This window comes from Myxococcus eversor, assembly GCF_010894455.1.
In the GTDB taxonomy this organism is placed as follows: Bacteria; Myxococcota; Myxococcia; order Myxococcales; family Myxococcaceae; genus Myxococcus; species Myxococcus eversor.
Window position 1 is genome coordinate 49144 of the sequence record NZ_JAAIXY010000017.1, and the last position, 17749, is coordinate 66892.

17 protein-coding genes are annotated in these 17749 nt (G+C 70.4%); 4 read left to right on the plus strand and 13 right to left on the minus strand.

Annotated features, from left to right (window positions below; genetic code table 11):
• Positions 1-24: 24 nt before the first annotated feature.
• Positions 25-1338 (minus strand): RsmB/NOP family class I SAM-dependent RNA methyltransferase, encoded by a 1314-nt coding sequence (locus G4D83_RS30200; RefSeq protein WP_163868325.1) that lies wholly within the window; start codon positions 1336-1338, stop codon positions 25-27.
• 25 nt (positions 1339-1363) lie between these two features.
• On the opposite strand from G4D83_RS30200, the gene G4D83_RS30205 reads away from it, so the two are divergent.
• Positions 1364-1609, plus strand: a complete 246-nt coding sequence (locus G4D83_RS30205; protein WP_163868285.1) for a hypothetical protein — start codon at positions 1364-1366, stop codon at positions 1607-1609.
• Positions 1610-1706: 97 nt separating this feature from the next.
• Here the strand turns inward: G4D83_RS30205 and G4D83_RS30210 are convergent, their stop codons facing one another.
• The 7 genes from G4D83_RS30210 to G4D83_RS30240 form a co-directional block, all read right to left on the minus strand.
• The gene (locus G4D83_RS30210; RefSeq protein ID WP_163868326.1) at positions 1707-3347 is read right to left on the minus strand and encodes a metallophosphoesterase; all 1641 of its coding nucleotides are present in this window, start codon (positions 3345-3347) and stop codon (positions 1707-1709) included.
• A gap of 128 nt (positions 3348-3475) precedes the next feature.
• On the minus strand, positions 3476-4261 hold the full coding sequence (locus G4D83_RS30215) for a hypothetical protein (RefSeq protein ID WP_163868327.1): 786 nt from the start codon (positions 4259-4261) through the stop codon (positions 3476-3478).
• A complete protein-coding gene (locus tag G4D83_RS30220; protein ID WP_163868328.1) occupies positions 4258-4965 on the minus strand; it encodes a DUF4956 domain-containing protein in 708 nt (235 codons plus the stop codon). Before G4D83_RS30220 ends, G4D83_RS30215 begins: the two co-directional genes overlap by 4 nt.
• A gap of 12 nt (positions 4966-4977) precedes the next feature.
• Entirely contained in the window at positions 4978-6693 is a 1716-nt protein-coding gene (gene tmk / locus G4D83_RS30225) for a dTMP kinase (RefSeq protein WP_163868329.1), read from the minus strand.
• 6 nt (positions 6694-6699) lie between these two features.
• Positions 6700-7413: a VTC domain-containing protein gene (locus tag G4D83_RS30230; RefSeq protein WP_163868330.1), complete on the minus strand. Its 714-nt coding sequence runs from the start codon at positions 7411-7413 to the stop codon at positions 6700-6702.
• Between the two features lie 15 nt (positions 7414-7428).
• Positions 7429-8742 carry a hypothetical protein gene (locus G4D83_RS30235; protein WP_163868331.1) on the minus strand — a complete coding sequence of 438 codons (1314 nt, stop codon included), beginning with the start codon at positions 8740-8742 and terminating at the stop codon, positions 7429-7431.
• A gap of 213 nt (positions 8743-8955) precedes the next feature.
• The gene (locus G4D83_RS30240; RefSeq protein ID WP_240356756.1) at positions 8956-9501 is read right to left on the minus strand and encodes a hypothetical protein; all 546 of its coding nucleotides are present in this window, start codon (positions 9499-9501) and stop codon (positions 8956-8958) included.
• A gap of 196 nt (positions 9502-9697) precedes the next feature.
• Between G4D83_RS30240 and G4D83_RS30245 the strand changes: the two genes are divergently transcribed.
• Entirely contained in the window at positions 9698-12019 is a 2322-nt protein-coding gene (locus G4D83_RS30245) for a serine/threonine protein kinase (protein ID WP_163868332.1), read from the plus strand.
• Between the two features lie 16 nt (positions 12020-12035).
• Here the strand turns inward: G4D83_RS30245 and G4D83_RS30250 are convergent, their stop codons facing one another.
• Both G4D83_RS30250 and moeB read right to left on the minus strand, forming a co-directional pair.
• Complete coding sequence (locus G4D83_RS30250) at positions 12036-12368, minus strand: rhodanese-like domain-containing protein (protein WP_163868333.1); 333 nt, start codon at positions 12366-12368, stop codon at positions 12036-12038.
• A gap of 14 nt (positions 12369-12382) precedes the next feature.
• Positions 12383-13543, minus strand: a complete 1161-nt coding sequence (gene moeB / locus G4D83_RS30255; protein WP_163868334.1) for a molybdopterin-synthase adenylyltransferase MoeB — start codon at positions 13541-13543, stop codon at positions 12383-12385.
• A gap of 133 nt (positions 13544-13676) precedes the next feature.
• On the opposite strand from moeB, the gene G4D83_RS30260 reads away from it, so the two are divergent.
• Positions 13677-14066 (plus strand): HesB/IscA family protein, encoded by a 390-nt coding sequence (locus G4D83_RS30260; protein ID WP_163868335.1) that lies wholly within the window; start codon positions 13677-13679, stop codon positions 14064-14066.
• Between the two features lie 129 nt (positions 14067-14195).
• Here G4D83_RS30260 and G4D83_RS30265 read toward each other — a convergent pair whose 3' ends face one another.
• Genes G4D83_RS30265 through G4D83_RS30275 form a run of 3 tightly spaced genes read right to left on the minus strand, consistent with a single transcriptional unit; the run spans position 14196 to position 16378 of the window.
• Entirely contained in the window at positions 14196-14714 is a 519-nt protein-coding gene (locus tag G4D83_RS30265; protein ID WP_163868336.1) for an acyl-CoA thioesterase, read from the minus strand.
• A gap of 51 nt (positions 14715-14765) precedes the next feature.
• A complete protein-coding gene (locus G4D83_RS30270) occupies positions 14766-15548 on the minus strand; it encodes a deoxynucleoside kinase (protein WP_163868337.1) in 783 nt (260 codons plus the stop codon).
• An 11-nt stretch (positions 15549-15559) separates the two neighbouring features.
• Positions 15560-16378, minus strand: coding sequence for a glycerophosphodiester phosphodiesterase family protein (locus tag G4D83_RS30275; RefSeq protein ID WP_163868338.1), 819 nt, complete (start codon positions 16376-16378; stop codon positions 15560-15562).
• A 152-nt stretch (positions 16379-16530) separates the two neighbouring features.
• Here G4D83_RS30275 and G4D83_RS30280 point away from each other — a divergent pair, with 152 nt between their 5' ends.
• Positions 16531-17601, plus strand: a complete 1071-nt coding sequence (locus G4D83_RS30280; RefSeq protein ID WP_163868339.1) for a hypothetical protein — start codon at positions 16531-16533, stop codon at positions 17599-17601.
• Positions 17602-17749: the final 148 nt, after the last annotated feature.

Below are 17749 nucleotides of genomic sequence, written 5' to 3' on the forward strand. Positions count from 1 at the left end.
GGCCGGGCCTTTCTTCCAGGCAGGCTACTTCGCTCGGACGAGGACGGCGCCGAAGAAGCCGTCGGTGCCGTGGAGGTGCGGCGCCAGGCGCAGGAACGGGCCGGGGCCCACCTTGGCGCCCAGCTCCGGCCCCAGCAGCTCCGCCACCGGGCGCACGGTGTACTCGGGGTGCCGCGAGAGGAAGTCCTCGATGACGGCCTCGTTCTCCTCGCGCAGCACGCTGCACGTGCCGTAGATGAGCCGGCCACCGGGCTTCACCATCCGCGAGAAGCGCTCCAGGAGCGCCTTCTGCCGGGCCACGTGCTCGGCCAACTGCTCGGGCGTCAGGCGGTAGCGCGCGTCCGGCTTGCGGCGGAACGTGCCGGTGCCGCTGCACGGCGCGTCCACCAGCACCCGGTCCGCCTTGCCCGCGAGCGAGTCCAGCGAGGAGTCCGCCTCCGGCCCCTCCGCGGCGATGAGCTGGGCGCGCACGTTGTGCACCCCGGCGCGGCGGGCCCGCTTCTTGAGGTCCTCCATGCGCCGCGTGTCGATGTCCAACGCGTGCAGGTCTCCCCGGTTCTTCATCTGCGCGGCCAGTTGGAGCGTCTTGCCGCCCGCGCCCGCGCACGCATCCACGACGCGCGTGGGAGGCGCGTCCACCAGCATGCCGAGCAACTGGCTGCCCTCGTCCTGGATTTCGAGGAAGCCCTCGCGGAAGGTCTCCAGCGAGAAGACGTTCATGCGCGTCTCCAGGTGCAGGCCCATGGGAGACAGCAGGGAGGGCTTGCACTCCACCTCCTCGGTGGCCAGGCGCTTCGCCAGCGCGTCGCGGTCCTCCTTGAGGAGGTTGGCGCGGACGGTGAGGGGAGCGCGCTCGTTCATCGCCTCGGCGGCGCGCGCGGCGTCCTTGCCGTACAGAGCGAGGAAGCGCTCGGCGAGGAAGTCCGGCAGCGAGGCGGCGATGGGGAAGCGCTTCTTCTCCGGCAGGGCCTCCAGCGCGGCGGCGGCCTGGGGCAGCGCGCCCAGGGCGGAGGCATCCACGGACGTCAGCGACGAGGTGCGCGACACATCGCCCAGCGCTTCACCGTGGAGGATTCGGGAGGCGGCCAGGCGCAGGACGTCCTGACGGGTGGAGTCCAGCGACTCGAAGCCCGGGTGGGCGCGGGACAGGAGGAAGTCCACCGTGCGCTGGCGGCGCAGCAGGGCGTAGACGCGCTCGGCGACGGCGCGGCGCTCCGACGAATAGAGGTTGGTCTTCCGGCGCAGCGTGAAGTCCAGGGCCCGGTCCGACAGGCGGCCTTCATGGCGCACCAGCGCGTACGCCTCCAGGCAGGCCTGGAGCACCAGGTCCTCTCTCACGGGCCGGGGAGAGCGCGCCTGCTCCTTGAGCGTGGGCTTCTTGCTGTGCGGACGCTCGTTGGTGGACTTCTTCGCGGTGTGGTGCCGCGAGGTCGCGGAGGGGCGCGAGGTCCCCGAAGAGCGCGAGGCCCCGGAGGAGGGGCGCGAGGTCCCCGACGAGCGCGAGGTCCCGGAGGAGGGGCGCGAGGTCGCGGACGAGCGCGAGGTGGGGCGGGATTTGGATTTCTGGGCCATGGCTGCAGGGGGCCTTTGCATCCCCCGGGCGGGTTGACAAGCGGGGAAAGCAAACCCGGGTGGTCGGGGACGCTCGGTCCACCGACACACCCGGGCGGGGAGCTCGCTCACCCGAGGGGAGCGAGGGAGGGGGTTCAGGGGCGCTGGCTGGCGCGGCGCCGACGGAGCAGACCGGCCACCAGCAGGCCCGCGGCGGGGAGCAGGGCGGCGGTGGGACCCGCGGCGCAGCCTCCGCCGGAGCCGCCTTCGTCGTCGGTGCTCGGCGTGCCCGTCGTCGGCGGAGAGGGGCGGTCGTCCGGAGTGCCCGTCGAGGGGGGCCCCGCGTCGGTGCCGCCACCCGTCTCGCCACCTGACGCCGCGCTGACGGTGACGACGGACGTCGCCGTGCGCGTCACCGCGCCGAAGGCCGCCGTCGCCGTCACCGTGTACTGGCCGGCCTTGGCGTAGGTGTGCTCCGCCGTCATGCCCTCGGCCGAGCCACCGTCTCCGAAGTCCCACGTCACCGGGACGTCCGAGGACGTCGCCGCGCGGAAGAGGGCGCGGTGGGGGGCCACGCCGCGCTCACCCTCCACCGTGACGGACAGGGCATCCGCCGGGGGCGGCTGTTCCACGGGCGGCAGGTCCTTGCGCAGCGTGAAGCTGTCCAGCACCTTCTCGTCCGTGGTGATGAGCTTCGCGGTGAGCACGCCCTCCACCACCTCCACGTCGAGGAAGCCGTGCGCCTTGTTGTCGCGCACCTGGCTCCAGCTCGGCTGGCCCACGGAGAACGCGCGCAGGGCCGCGCCGCCGCCGCCCACCACCAGGTAGGGGATGCCGCCCGAGGACGCGACGCCGTCACCCTGCATCAGCTTGCTGCGCTCATAGTTGTGGTCATGCCCCGTCAGCACCAGGTCCACGCCGTACTTCTCGAAGAGGGGGCCGAACTGGCGGCGCATGGTGAGCTGCGAGCCGTGCTCACCGCTGGACCAGGGCGGGTGGTGGAAGAAGACGACCTTCCATGGCTGCGTCGTCCCGGCCAGGTCCGTCTGCAGCCACGCCTTCTGGTCCGCCAGCGAGCAGCGCTCCGCGGACGACAGGCCGATGGCGCAGTTGGAGTCGAGCGACACGAAGTGCACATGCCCCCAGTCGAAGGAGAAGTAGCGCTCCGAGCCCGCCGGGTTGTTGGTGGGCATGTAGAGGTTGTCCAGGTACGGCTGCCCCTGGTCCGTCACGTACTCGTGATTGCCGGGCGAGGCGAAGAGAGGCACTTCCGCCAGCAGCGCGGCCATGGGGGCGAAGAGGTGGTCCTGGAAGTCGGCCTCGGTGCCATCCGGGTAGGCGTTGTCACCCAGGGCCACGAACAGCTCCGGCTTGCGCGCGAGCATGTCGGCGGCCACCAGCTTCTGGTCCGAGCCGCCCGTGCCGAAGTCGCCCACCGCCGCGAAGTGCACGCGGCGCGTTCCGGGCTCGGGCGCGGTGGTGAAGCGTTTGACGGGCGTCTTGAGGCCGCACGCGCTGACCTCGTAGGAATATTCCGTGGCGGGCTTCAGGCCGGTGAGCACCACGGCATGGACGCGGCCGGAGGCCTCCGAGCGGGCGACCTCGCTCACCGCTCCCACGCCGTACCGCACCTCGGGCGAGCAGTTGGCCGCCAGTCGGAACGCCACCAGGGCGGTGTCCGGTCCGACTTTCTGGAGGTAGGGGTCGCGAGCGAGGACGCCCGCGGAAGCCACGCCCGACACCAAGGTCAGGGCCACGGCCAGGGGACGCGGGTTGAAGCGGGTCTTCCGATGCATGCAGCCTCCTCCCGAACCATTTCGGGACGGAGGCCCAACCGTTCACTCGGCGACCTTCATCCGGTGAGGAGACAGGCGCCAGGCGGCGAGGCAGGCCCTCGCACGCCCCACGCCTGTCCCACCGGGCGCTACTTCTTGATGTCGTAGGACGCGAGGTCCTCGGTGCGCTCACCCTCCTCGCGCACCTTGCCCACGCCGGGCACCAGCCAGTACGTGCGCTCCTTGCCTTCCTTCACCTCGCCCGCGTCATTGAGCTTCTCGCGGCGCACCTTGATGGCGTTGGTGAAGGTGCCGGCCCGCGTCTGCACCGTCACGCCCACTTCCTGCACGCGCCACGTATAGGTGGGGTCGCTGTCCTCCTTGCTGCCGTCACCCATCACCGTCAGCTCCTGCACGGCGCTGGTGAAGGACCAGGGCAGGGCGGCCGGCGCGCGCGCCAGGGATTTCACCGTGGCGGGGGCCCAGGTGGTGGTGCGCACCTGGACGCCGTCCCGGTGGTCCTCCTCTCGAAGCCGCACCACCAGCCCGTTGCTCTGCTCGAGCTGCCAGGAATACTCCTCGTAGAGGATGCCGGTGGCGACGCGGTCCTGCCGGCTGTGCACCAGCACGCCCGTCGTCCCCGCCGGAGCCCCCGGCACCTCGCGCGGGCCCTGCACCGTCACGTGCTTCTGGAAGTTGCCATGCACCGGGTCCTGGATGTCGTAGACCCACGTGGAGCCCGTCGTGAGCGGCCACAGCGTCTTGGACTCATCCGGGTTGTTGTCGTTCGGGTTCTTGCCTCCTTCACCTGGCAGTCCCACGTCTCCGCCCGGTCCGGTTGGACCAGGTCCATCTCCGCCCGGCAGGCTCCCTCCGCCACCACAACCCACGAGCAACCATCCGGCCGCGAGCGCGACCACCCATCTGCGTCTCATGTCAGCTCCTCCCGTGTCCCCTTGGGGCCTACCGCCGTCCACCGCAGCCCCCGCAGGGGCGTGCCCTCCGTCCGTCCCAGCGCCGCCGTCAGCGAGCCGGGCACGGGCTCCTCCACTTCCAGCTCCAGCCGCCGCCCGTCGAAGTCGAGCGCGCAGCTCTTCACCAGCACGTTGCGCTCGCCCAGCGCGCTCCTCAGCGACGCCTCCGCGCCCACCAGGTCATCGGCCTGCGCGGACACCAGGAGCCGCTGCTTCGCTGGCGCCGCGGGCGCCTCCCGGTTGAACAAGTCGATGACGAACAGCAGCGCCGCGACGAACAGGGTGCCCACGCCCGCGAGCCCCAGGCTGCCGTGGCCACAGGCCATGCCCAGGCCAATCATCAGGAAGAGGATGGCCGCGTCGCGCGGGTCCTTGAGACCGGAGCGGAAGCGCACGAAGCCGCCCAGCCCCACCAGCCCGAAGGCCTTGGCCACGCTGTCGCCGATGACGGCGGTGATGACCGCCGCCGCCGCGCACAGCAGCACCTGCGCCTGAATCATGTCCGCCTTCGGCAGCGCCCGGCGCATGAGAAACCGCCAGGGCCGCAGCGACAGCACCGTGCCGATGAACGCCGCCGCGAGCATCCGCGGCAGCATCACGGTGATGGACAACGCACTCATCTCCGCCTTGGCGCTCTCGAAGAGCGCCGGAATCGTGGCCTCCATGTCGGGGCTCCTTTAGAGCTCGACCAGCTGTGTGGCCGCTTCCGCGACGACGCGGCTTGGGCGGACCGTGGTGCCCCGGGCGTCGAGCGTCGACGCCGTGGCGATGACCGCATAAGCGTTGCGCAACACCGGCAGGCTCGTGGGACAGGCCTCCAATACCCGTGAGATGAGCGTGCGTGCCTCGGGCCCCAGCGGCAGCCCCTTGAGCGAGGACAGCACGGTGGCGGGCCAGCGCTTCGCATGTTCCACCCGCAGCTTCCACGCCCGCGGGTCGTTCATGCCATCCACCGAGTCCAGCGCCTCCTTCGTCTTCGGTGCCCCGCGCTCGCGCAGCGCCCAGGCCTCTTCCGAGTCGAGCCCCGTCAGTGAGCGCAGCACCAGCTTCAGCGCCTTGCCCGCCAGTGCGTCGCGCAGTCCGCGAGCCACGGGCGTGTCCAGCCCCTGGGTGCCGCGCAGCACCGCCAGCCGGTCATGGGGCAGGAGCACTTCTCTCAGCGCGTCCGCCCTCTCATCCGTCAGGCCTCCCAGGCTGCGCGCCACTTCCGTGTACAGCGAGCGCTGCACCCCGGCCTCGCGCACCACCCAGGACTCCTCGCCGTCGACGCCGGAGAGCCCCAGCAGCACGTCGCCCAGGCGTCCGTCCTTCATGCCGCGCTCGCGCAGCGCCCACGCCTGGGGCGAGGTGTCGCCCTTCAGGCCCTGGAGCACCTCCGACGGTGCCTGGGCATACAGCCGCTCGCGCATCATCGACGCTCGCGCGCCGGTGATTCCTCCCAGGCCGAGCGCCACCTGAGCGGGAGACAGCGGCGCCAGCACCTCGCGCAGTGTCCACGCCGCGTCATCGCCCAGGCCCTGGAGGCCCCGCGCGGTGAGGGAGGGGAAGCGCTCCACGAAGTCCAGTCGACGCTGATGCGCCAGGAGCCCGGGAAGGCCGCCCAGCATCCACACCGCGAGCGACGGCTCGCGCACCTCCACGGTGTCGAGGGCCTGGAAGAAGCGCGCCTCCACGTCCTCCACCGCGACGGGGCCCGAGTGCACGGGCGTCGTCGGCACGGGGACGATGCGCTGCACGGGCGTGTCACGCCCCTCCAGTCGCGCCACCACCGCGTCCACCAGTCGCTGCTCCAGCACGTGCAGCGGCGCGTCGTTGTTCTCCAGGATGAGCCAGCGCCGGGGGTCCTCCTTGGCCAGCGCCAGGAAGGACTCGCGCACGCGCACCGCCAGGCCCGCGCCCGCCAGCCCCTTGCGGCTGTCTCCGTCCGAGCTTCGCCCCGACTGGGCCTTGCCCAGCCGCTTGCGCCACCGCGCGAGGTCCGGATTCACGTCCACCAGGATGACCAGGTCCGGCCACAGCCCCTGCGAGGCCAGCTCGCACGCGGGCCGCAGCTCCGACATGGGAAGTCCCCGGCCACCGCCGCTCAGCGCGAGCTGCGAGTACAGGTATCGGTCGGTGATGCAGACTTCGCCCCGCGAGAGCGCGGGCGCCACCACTTCCTCCAGTTGCTGCGCGTCGCGCGCCAGGTTGAGAAAGAACTCCGCGCGTGGCGACATCTCCAGCAGGCGCGCATCGCGCGTCAGCTCCCGTACGCGCCGGGCCGTGGACGAGCGCAGCTCGCCTCCTTCCCGTGCGTGCGCCACCCGGTAGCCGAGCTTCTTCAGCCTCCCGGCCAGCAGGTTGGAGAGCGTCGTCTTGCCGCTGCCGTCAATCCCCTCGAAGTCGATGAACACGGTGCCTTATCCCCTCGCGACCCCATCCACGGCGAAGGCGTGAACCTTCGCCATCCCCTCAGCGAACTTGCTGTACGTCGGCGCGCCGCCCGGATTGAGCGACGACAGCCAGTCGGGCAGCTCCTGCCCCAGGTGCTTCACCTCCACCACCACGCGCCCTTCGTTCCACAGCGGGGGTCCCAGCCGCTCCGCCGTCAGGGCAAGCTGGGACAGCGCCAGCTCCGGGGCAACGTGGTGGTAGCCGATGTCCCGGTCCACCGTCACCCGCCACGCCTGCGACGCCTGATACACGTGCCGCTGGTACGTCACCGCCAGCACCGGCGACAGGCTTCCTCCGGTGATGAGCGGCAAGAGACGCGCGCCCCCTCGCAACACGCGCCCCAGGTCCGAACGCGGCACCCAGACCCGCCGCTTCTGCGTGAGGCCGTGACGCTCGCGCTTCACCTCCAGCACCACGCGCTCCACGCCGCCAGCACCCACGTCCGGCGAGTACTCCTTCGTGCGGACCTTGAGGCAGTCCTCCGGCGTGCGCAGCGCGCGCGACGCCAACGGACAGCCCGGCCGGTCGAAATAGACGGATACGATTCGCGTGGGCCGCGGCGCCTGTCCGCCCAGCTCCATCGACAACCGCGCGCACAGCGCGAGCGCGGCCTGCTCCCCGAGCACCAGCTTGAACTCACGCCGGAGTCGGGTCACTTCTCCCTCGGCGAACGAGAGCATGACGTGTCTCCGTGACTAGAAGCGGGTGGCGAGCTGCAGCGAGTACTCGAGGCCCGGCGCCTCGTCTCCTGGCCGCAACGCGCGCTCCACCTGGAACTGCCCCCGAAAACGACTCCCCAAGAGAAGGTTGAGACCCCCGAGCAGCGAGTGGCCCCGACCTTCCACATCCCCTCTCAACTGCAACCCCTCCGCTCCCACCACCGGCTGGAGCGCCCACTCCGTCGTCACGGGCACGGTCCAACTCGCCAGCAGCAACTGCGCGGTGAATGGACCCACGGGCAGCCGTCCCGTCACGACTTCACCCGTCACGTTCAGCCCACCGAACTTGAGCTCCGCGTCCGCGGCCACCGCGTGCCGCCGCGCCCTGTCCAGGGCCTCCGCCACGTACGTGCTGACGCCCAGGGTGAGCATCTTCTTGAGCGGACGCACGCTCACCCGCCCGGCCATGTCCTCCTTGGTGCGCACGCCGAGCTCGTCCTTGGAGCCCTGGAAGACGCCCGCGGACACGCGGACATCCCAGAGGCTCTTGAGCCGCACCTCGCCCATCAGTCCCATCCGACGGCCACCCAGCTCGTGCGTGCCGCCCAGGTAGTCCTCCACCAGGCCGCGTCCCTGGATGGGAAGGCTCCACGAGCCCTCCAACCGGCGCTGGAGGAAGGGGGCCTTGAACTGGCCGCCATAGAGGCGGAAGCGCTTGTCGTCATCCGCGAGGCGAACGAAGGCGTCCTTGAGGATGTTGGAGTCCGCGAGGTCCGCGCTCACCTCGGCCTCCAGGTTGGGCAGCGACGTGCCCACGCCCACGCGCGCGGAGGGGATGCTCAGCGTGCGCTGGTACTTCGAGCGCTCGTCCGCGTTGGCGCGCGCATAGACGCGGCCGAAGACGCGCACCGTCTGCACCTCGTCCTCGGGCGTGTCGTCGAGCGCGGTGGCGTCCTCGCCCAGCGAGTCCTCCTGCTGCGCGCCGGGCTTCGACTTCTTCTTCTTCTTTTCCTCCGGCGAGGGCTGCGCGCCCGTCGGCGGCACCGGGCTCACCGCGCCGCTGGAGTCTCCCGGCTGGATTCGCGGCGGCAGGGCCTGCGCCAGCGCTCCTTCCGGCAGTTTGTCCTGGGAGGGCTCCAGGGGCTCGGAGCCCTCCGGTGGTCCGCTCTCGGGCGCTTCCACTCCATCCACCACGCCGCCCGAGAGCGGATCCTCCACGGCCACCGCACCAGAGGTGTCCAGCCCCGCGTCGCTTCCGGAGGCCTGGGCCTCCGCGAACGCCGGTCCACTCAGGAGGACCGCGATGAGGAGGCCCCGCCTCCCTAGAACATCCACCCGCCACCCGCCCATGTCCCCGCCTCCCCATCGCAGCCGGGAGAGCTCTTGTGCAACTGCGATGCCCGAATCGACAACGTCGGGTGCAGGACGGCGGTGGACGGCGAGCGCCCGGACCAGGGCGGGAAAACGTCGTGACGAGGGCGTTACATGCCCACGGGTGGGAACGAAAGTTCCACCGCGCGGGCAGCCAGCCCTGTACGAATGTCGATCAGCCGGTGGAAGGAGTTACCGGTCGGACGCCGCATCCGTCGGCGGGACGGTGGAGCCGCTCACCTCGGAGGGCGCGGCAGGCGCGGTGGGCTCCGCCGGGCCCGCCGAAGCAGGCACCTCGGCGCTGTCGGACGTGCCCGCGGGCGAGGTCGGGGCCTTCAGCCGCCGTATCGCGCCCCGCACACCCCACACGAGCGCCGTGCCAGAGGCCAGGATGAGCAGGCCCCAGCTCAACCCCTGAGGCAACGGCCGCGAGGCCACCGTGACGTAGCCCGTCAGCACCTTGAGGTGCAGGTTCTGGTAGCGGACCTCCAGCTCATAGAGGCCGGGCTCGTCGAAGGTCAGCTCCGTGTGCCAGTTGACGCCATCGCGCGTCAGCGTCTTCGTCACCTGGGCGGGCGAGTCCTTCAGGTGCACCGTCACCGTCAGCGGGCCGGTGAACTCGGCGCCCTGGAACGCGCCCACGTGGAGCGACAGCAGCGCGGGCTCTCCCTCGCGGGGGAGGGCGGGGTGAAGCGTACCCTGCAGGCGCTCCTCGGCATCCGCCCAGCGCAGCTCCATGACGTCGCCACGCCTCTCCAGTCGGAGCTGATCCGCACCCGGAGTGACGGCGAGCGCACCCGTCGCCAGCAGGCAGGCAATCAGCGCGCCGGCCGAATTCCGTGCGAGCCACCTTTGCCTCGGCGGCCGGTGTCCTCTAAGATGGCGACCCCTATCGCATTCCATCTGAGCCAACTCCCCCGGCCAGAGTACCGGGATGAACCCTCAATCATTCGGGAAATATCAGCTCCTGAAGAAGCTCGCCACCGGCGGCATGGCCGAGGTGTGGCTGGCGCGTCAGTCGGGCATCGAGGGGTTCCACAAGAACCTCGTCGTCAAGCGCATCCTTCCGCATCTGGCGGAGGACCGTGAATTCGTCGAGATGTTCCGGAACGAGGCGCTCATCGCGGCGCGCTTCAACCATCCGAACATCGCGCAGGTCTACGAGTTCGGCGAGGCGAACGGCACCTACTACATCGCCATGGAGTTCATCCACGGCGAGGACCTGGGCCGGGTCATGCGCAAGGCGGCCAGCGCGGGCCAGTGGATAGCGCGTCCCCTGGCCATCCGCATCGTCGCGGCGGCGTGCGAGGGCCTGTACTACGCCCACAACCGCACGGACGACGCGGGCCGGCCGCTGCGCGTGGTGCACCGCGATATCTCGCCGCAGAACATCCTCATCAGCTTCGACGGCTCGGTGAAGCTGGTGGACTTCGGCATCGCCAAGGCCGCGGACCAGGCGTCGCTGACCAAGTCGGGCGCCATCAAGGGCAAGTTCGCGTACATGGCGCCGGAGCAGGCCGCCGGCAAGCCGCTGGACGGGCGCGCGGACATCTTCGCCATCGGCCTGGTGCTCTACGAGCTGCTCACGGGCGTGCGCCCGCTGAAGCGGGACTCGGAGCTGGCCACGCTCCAGGCCGCCATGGAGTGCGCCATCCAGCCGCCGTCTCAGGTGGCGGACGTGCCGGAGGAGATGGACCCGGTGGTGATGCGGGCCGTCACCAAGAACGCGGATGACCGCTACCGGGACGCGCGGACGTTCCAGACGGCGCTGGAGGAGATTCTCGTCGGCCAGCGCTGGGTGGCGGGCTCGGTGCAGATCTCCGAGCTGATGGAGACGCTGTTCGCGGACCGGCTCGCGGATGAGAAGGCCCAGGGCCAGGTCGTCCCGGTGGACGACGATGCCTCGGGCAGCTCGGGCTCGCCGGTGCCTCCCCCGCCTCCTCCTCAGGAGCGGGGCCGGGGCCGTCCGTCTTCCGCGGACATGAGCTGGGACGCGCCTCCGGGTGAGGCGTCCGCGCCTCGTGAGCGAGGAGGCCGTGCCCCGCCCTCGCGCTCCGCTCCGCCCCCGCCGCCTCCTCGCCGCACGGGTGCGTCCGCGCAGCCCGTCATCGAAGAGGACCCGGGCGAGTGGGACGCTCCCTCGGGCGACGTCGAGGTTCCTCCGCGCCGCCGGCCCGCGACGTCCGACTCGATGCGCCGGCCCAGCAGCGCGAACGCCACCCAGGTGGCGCGCACCAGCTCCCGCTCGGACCTGCGCAGCGCCGTCACCAACCCTGGAGAGCCGGCGCCGGCGCCGCGCCGCTCCATGACGCGGGCCGCGCCGGTGGTGGACGTGGATCCTCCCCCGCCGCCACGCTCGCGCTCGTCCGCGTCCATGGATCTGGACGAGCGCACGCGCATGGAGGACGACGAGGACGACGAGCGGACCATGCTTCCGCCGCCGGAGCCCTCGCCGCCGCCGCGCCGTCGCACGGGGATGCAGTCGCAGGTGTCCGCGCCGGAGCCGCCGCAGCGCCGTCGCACCTCCAGTCGCGCGGAGATGCCCGCGCCGCCGCCGTCGCGCTCGCGCGCCTCGCTCTCCGCGGCGCCCGCGGTGCGGGTGCATGACGAGGTCGACCGGGCGATATCGGAAGACTCCCGCCGCAAGCTTCGTACAAACGCGACGCGCAACGTGGCCACGCTGGGCTTCATCGTGGGGTTGCTGGCGGTGGTGGCCATCTTCCACAAGCCCATCCTCGCGGTGCTCAACTCCACCGCGTCGGACGGGCAGGGTGTGCTTCTCACCATCAACGCCAACGAGCGGGTGAAGGTCTCCGTGCGCCACGCGAATGGCTGTGGCGGCTCGCAGCCCGTCACCGAGCTGGGCATGACGCCGCTGACGCTGGTGTCGGGCGCGCACCTGCAGGACACGCTCATCCTGGAGAACGAGCAGCAGGGCATCTACAAGGAGGACACGGACACGCTGGCCTTCGGCGAGCCGGGTCAGGCCAAGGTGCTCACCCAGGAGTTCCGCCGAGGGAGTCTGCTGCTGCTGCTCAAGCCGGACAGCGTGCGCGGCATCACCGTGCGCCGCAGGGGCCAGGACGTCGGCATCTACCAGGGTGGCAACAACAAGGGCCTCAAGATCGAGTTGATGGAGGGCAAGAACAAGCTCGAACTGGACGGTGGCCCGCTGAAGGAGCCGTTCCACTTCGAGGTCGACATCAAGCCCAACAGCATCAACCGGGAGACGCAGGACCTGTCCGCGTTCCTCTGAGCTGGCCCGCCCCGCCTCAGTAGCGGGGCAGGCTCGGGTCCACCTGAAGCGAGTACAGGTCGATGCCGCCTCGCAGCGACACGGCCTGGAGCCCCCTCGACAGCAGATAGGCCGTGCCGTCCAGGCTGCGCACGCCGTGGTGGCAGTAGACGACGACGGGCTTGCCCCGCAGGGCCTCCAACTCGTCGGCGCGCTCGTCCAGCTCCGGCAGCGGGATGAGCACCGACTCCGGCAGCGCGACGTACTCGTTCTCGTGCGGGAAGCGCACGTCCAGCAGGAGGGGGCGGGACTCGGCGGGACCCGCGAGCAGCTCGGCGAGGCGGGCGGGCGTGATTTCGGGGATGGGCATGGGGCTTTTTTCCGTCAGGCAGTCACGGCGCAGAAGCGCTCGTAGTCGATGAGCTCCACCTTCGCGCCCGGCGCGCACACCGGACACCCGACGTCCCGGCGCAGCTTCAGCTCCTGGAAGCGGGTGGTCAGCGCGTCGAAGGTGAGCAGCCGGCCCACGAGCGTCTCGCCCTGGCCGAGCAGCAGCTTGAGGGCCTCGTTGGCTTGCAAGAGGCCGATGATGCCGGGCAGCACGCCCAGCACGCCGGCCTCCGCGCACGACGGCGCCAGCTCTGGGGGCGGCGGGGCGGGGTAGAGGCAGCGGTAGCACGGGCCCTGGCCGGGCACGAAAGTCGTCACCTGGCCCTCGAAGCGGAACACGGAGCCGTGGATGTTGGGCAGGCCCTTCATGAGGCACGCGTCGTTGAGCAGGTAGCGGGTGGGGAAGTTGTCCCCGCCGTCGAGGACGAGGTCGAACCCCTCCAGCACGCGCAGGACGTTGTGCGAGGTGAGTCGCTCCTGGAAGGGGATGACGCGGACGTCCGGGTTGAGGGCCTCAATCGCGGCCTTCGCGCTCACGACCTTGGGCTGGCCCCGGCGCTCCTGGGTGTGCAGCACCTGGCGCTGGAGGTTGCTCAGGTCCACCACGTCCGAGTCGACGATGCCCAGCGTCCCCACGCCCGCCGCCGCCAGGTACAGCGCCGCCGGTGAGCCCAGCCCGCCCGCGCCCATCAGCAGCACGCGCGACTTCAAGAGCTTCGCCTGCCCCTCCTCGCCGACCTCCGGGAGGATGAGGTGTCGGCGGTAGCGCTCCTTTTGTTCGGCGCTGAGCACGAAGGGCTTCTCCACCGGCAGCGCCGCGTCGCTCCAGCGGTTGTAGCCCCCCGCCAGCGAGGCCACGCGCGTGTAGCCCAGCTCCTTCAGGCTCTTCACCGCCAGCGCCGAGCGCGTCCCTCCGGCGCAGTAGACGACGAGCTCCTCGTCCCGCCCGGCCCGCTCCTCGATTCGCAGCTCCAGGTAACCCCGGGGGATGTGCACGGCGCCAGGCAGCCGCCCCCCCGCGTACTCGTCCGCCTCCCGCACGTCGATGAGCTTCACCGAGGCCCGGTCGTCCAGGAGCCGCTTCACCTCGTCCACGGTGACTTCGCGAATCTCCTGTTTCACACCGGCCAGAAGCTCACGGAAGGATGGGGCCATGGGGCGGGGTATAACCCGAGGGAGGGGCGTGTTCCGCGTGGGATGAAGCGTCCTGGGCGGACAGGCGGCCGGTCCCATGGATTTTCCGGCCCCGGGCGTTATAAAGGGCCGTTCGAGAGGAGATTTTCCCGACATGGATACGACGACCACGACCCCCGCCCCGGTCACCACGACGGCCCCCCAGTCCGCCCCGCCCGAGGCCGTGCGTTTGACGGAAGGCGCAATCCGGCAGGTGAAGGAGGTCATCAAGGCCCAGGGCTTCGAGGGCTACTTCTTCTCCATCCGCGTCGTCCCGGCCGGCTGCAGCGGCCTGGGCTACGACCTGAACCTGGTCAAGGAGTCGAAGGCCGGCGACAGCGTCTGGGAGCAGGACGGCGTGAAGCTCGCCACCGACGGCATGAGCGCCCAGTACCTGGCCGGCACGGAGATCGACTACGTCTCCGCCATCACCGGCTCGGGCTTCAAGTTCAACAACCCGAACGCGAAGTCCTCCTGCGGCTGCGGCACCTCGTTCACGACCTGAGTTCCCGTCGTGGCGTGACGGGGTTCGCGACGGTCCACGCCTCCTGATGCGTGGACGGGTGCTCGCGAGCCGACACGAGGGTGGGTGTACCGCCCGCCCTCGTGCCTTCTCCATGCCGAGCGGGCCTCTTCAGGCCCCGGCGATGGGCTGCATCACCTTCAACCAGGACTGGTTCTCCTTCTGCCGCGCCAGTCGCTGGACGCGTCGCGCCTCGGCCTCCCGGAACGACTCGCGCTCCACGTCCGTCTCCATCAGCAGCGGCGGCACCGGCACGCGGCCGCCGTCCTTGTCGATGGCGACGAACGTCAGCAGCGCGCTGGTGGTGAGCGTGCGCTCGCCGGTGAGGGGGTTCTCCGCATGCACCGTCACGCCCACTTCCATGGAGGTGCGGAAGGCGGCCAGCACGCGCGAGTGGAGGAGCGCAATCCAGCCGACCTTGATGGGCGCGTGGAAGTGCAGGTCATCCATGGACGCCGTCACCACGACTTGCCGGCAGTGACGCTGGGCGGCCACCGCGCCGCAGATGTCGATCCACTCCATCACCTTGCCGCCGAACGCCGCGTTCAGGTTGTTGGCATCCGGAGGCAGGATGAGCTGGGTCATCACCACCTCCGTGTCCTTGGCTCGCTTGGGCGTCATGTCAGCCATCTCACACCTTCCGTCCTGGGACTGGGGGCCGCGTGCGTGGGCCCCGGTGCCTCATGCCAGGAAGGTGGAGACGCGGTCCAGGAACTCCTCGCGGCCCCGGCCCCGGCGGATGTCCTGGCGTGACACGTCCATCACCAGGCACTCCACGCCGTACTTCTCCTGGAGCACCTGGGGGAAGGACGCGTAGTAGCCGTTGAGGCCTCGGAGGAACTGCGGGCGGATGCCCTTCTCCTCTTCGCGGCCCCGGGTGCGGATGCGCTCCAGCAGCACGTCCACGCTGCCGACCTCGAAGCAGATGACCTTGTCCGGGCGGATGATGTGGCGCGACAGGCGCTGGAAGTACTCGTAGTACAGGTCCAGCTCCGCGTTCGTCAGGTGCCCCAGGCCGTGCAGGTACTTGGCGAAAATCTCCGGGTCCTCGTACAGCGTGCGGTCCTGCACGCAACTGCGGCGGTACGAGTGGATGAGCTCGTGGTGCTCCACGCGGCGGATGAGGAACTCGAGCTGGAGCGTGAAGGACCAGCGCGACATGTCCGAGTAGTAGTCGCGCAGGAAGCGGTTATCGATGACGGGCTCGTCGAACAGCTCGTAGCCGAAGCTCTGGCTGAGCATCTTCGCCGCCGTCGTCTTGCCCGCGCCGATGTTGCCCGACAGCGCCACGAAGCGCCGTCCCTTGGGCGCCTTCACCTTCGTCTTCTCCTTCTCCTTCACCTTCACCTTCACCGAGTTCTTGGCGCGGGAGGCGGGGGCCTCGCGCCCGGGTGCTTCGGGAGCGGGCTTCGGGGCGGCGGCCGGAGCGGGGGACGGGCGCGAGCGCGAGGTGGCACGAGGCATGGATCCGGGGCTTAACCCGGCTTGTTGACGTCGTCCATTCGCTGCCTCAGCAGGTCCGGACGGTCCGTCATGATGCCGCCGACGCCTTCCTCCAGCAGCTTTCGCATCTCGTCCGGGTCATCCACCGTCCAGACGTTGACCCACTTGCCGCGCGCCGCGCAGTCGCGCAGGAAGTCCTCGTCCACCAGCCGCACCTCGCCGAAGTACAGCGGCATGTCGAGCACGGTGAAGCGCGGGTCCTCCGGCGGTGTCTCTCCGCCACGCAGCGCGATGACGAGCGCGGCCAGCGCATCGCGAGGATAGAAGTGACACGCGTGGGGTAGCCGGGCGACCAGGCGCTCGCCCACCGCGTCCTGCTCGCTGCCCATGCACACGCGCTCCACCGCGCCCTCGTCCTCCAACAACCGCGCGAAGATGTCCTCGTGACCGGGCATGTCCGGCTTCAACTCCACGTTGAGGCGCAGCGACGGAAAGGCGCGCAGCACCTCCCGCAGCGTGGGCAGTCGCACGCCCTGGCCCCGGAAGGGAAACGTCCGCCCCTCGTCCTGGGTGAAGCCGTACCCCGCATCCAGCTTCTTCAGCTCGGCCAGCGTGTACCCCGCGAGCGGGCCGAAGCCATCCGTGCAGCGCTCCAGCGTGTCGTCGTGCGCCACGATGACTTCGCCGTCCCGCGTCACGTGCACGTCGAGCTCCAGCATGTCCGTGCGGAAGCGCTCCACTGCCTGGCGGAATGCCTCCAGTGTGTTCTCGGGGGCGAGCGACGCGCCTCCTCGATGCGAGATGTGCAGCGTGGGCCGCAGTCCTTGGATGAATGCGGGAATGGCATTCATGGCTTCCTCGAATTCACGTGGGGGTGACCGACCCGGGGGCGGGGGCTTCCTTGCCGGCCCCCGTTGGCCGCCGGTATAAGGCCGACATACTCGGACCGACCGGCGTCGACTTCAACCATCGTGACGCCGCGACAAGAATGGAGAGACGAGACATGCAACTGCGCAAGACTCTTGGCGCGGCGGCGCTGATCACCACGGCGGTATTCGCTTCGGTGGCGGGCTGCTCCGGTCGCGACGATGGCGACGGTGAGACCCCTGACTCCGGCACGGGCTGTACCGGCGCGTGCGGCACGGACTCCGGCACGGATGCTGGCACGGACGCTGGCACCGGGCCCCAGGGCTGTCCCTCCCCGCTCCCCGCGGAGGGCCCCATTGGCGCCCTGCGCACCGCCGGCGAGCGCGGCCAGCAGGTCACCCTGGCCAACGTCGTCGTCACGGCGGTCAGCAACGTCTCCCGTGGCAGCGCGGGTGACTTCATCGCCCGCTTCTGGGTGGTGAACCCCTGCTTCCCGAATGAGGGCCTCTACATCGACAAGTTCTACACGGACCCCACCACCAACTACGAGCCCGTGGTGGGTGACGTGCTCACCGTGTCCGGCTTGTTCCGTCGCTTCGCGGCGGATGCCGGCGACAACACTCCCAGCACGCGTGACGCGTACCGTGCCGTGTTGAAGAACGACTTCCTGCTCGCGGTGCCGGGCAGCACCGGCAGGTTGACCATCACCAAGCACAGCTCCGGCCCGGCGCTGGCGGACGTCGCGGTTCCCGCGGGCTTCGGCAACTCCGAGGGCGGCGCGACCAAGCCGAACCCCCAGTTCGCCGGCGCGCGCGTCCACATCCCGGGCCCGCTCACCATCACCAACGCGCAGCCCCTCGCGATGAAGCAGCGCCCGGAGGATCCGGACAGCGGCACGTACCTGGGCTTCGAGGTCACCGGCGGCGTGCTGGTGGGGAACTACAAGACCTTCGGCACCTGCGACCTGCGCGCGACGGTGGAGGACGGCGGCACGGTGACGTTCCCCAACGGCATCCGTGGCGTGTATGAGACCTTCTCCAACCCGCCCTGCCTCGACGGCACCACGACGACGACCGCTGATGGCGGCAGCTCCTTCCGCTGCAACGCCAACGGCCCGGGCATCATCCCCGGCACGGCGAACGACTACACCTACGTCGTCTATCCGATGAACTGCGACCCGGACCTGGCCATCCCCGCGGCGCCGTGATTCAGGCCTTCAGCCCTGCTGGGATGATCCGCTGATTTCGCCGCCCCTCGCCCGTGTCGGGAGGGGCGGCTTCTTTTTGGACGCGGGCCCCAGGTCGGTGTCCGCTACCAGTCGATGTGGGCCCCCGGCTCCCCCAAGCGTTTGATTG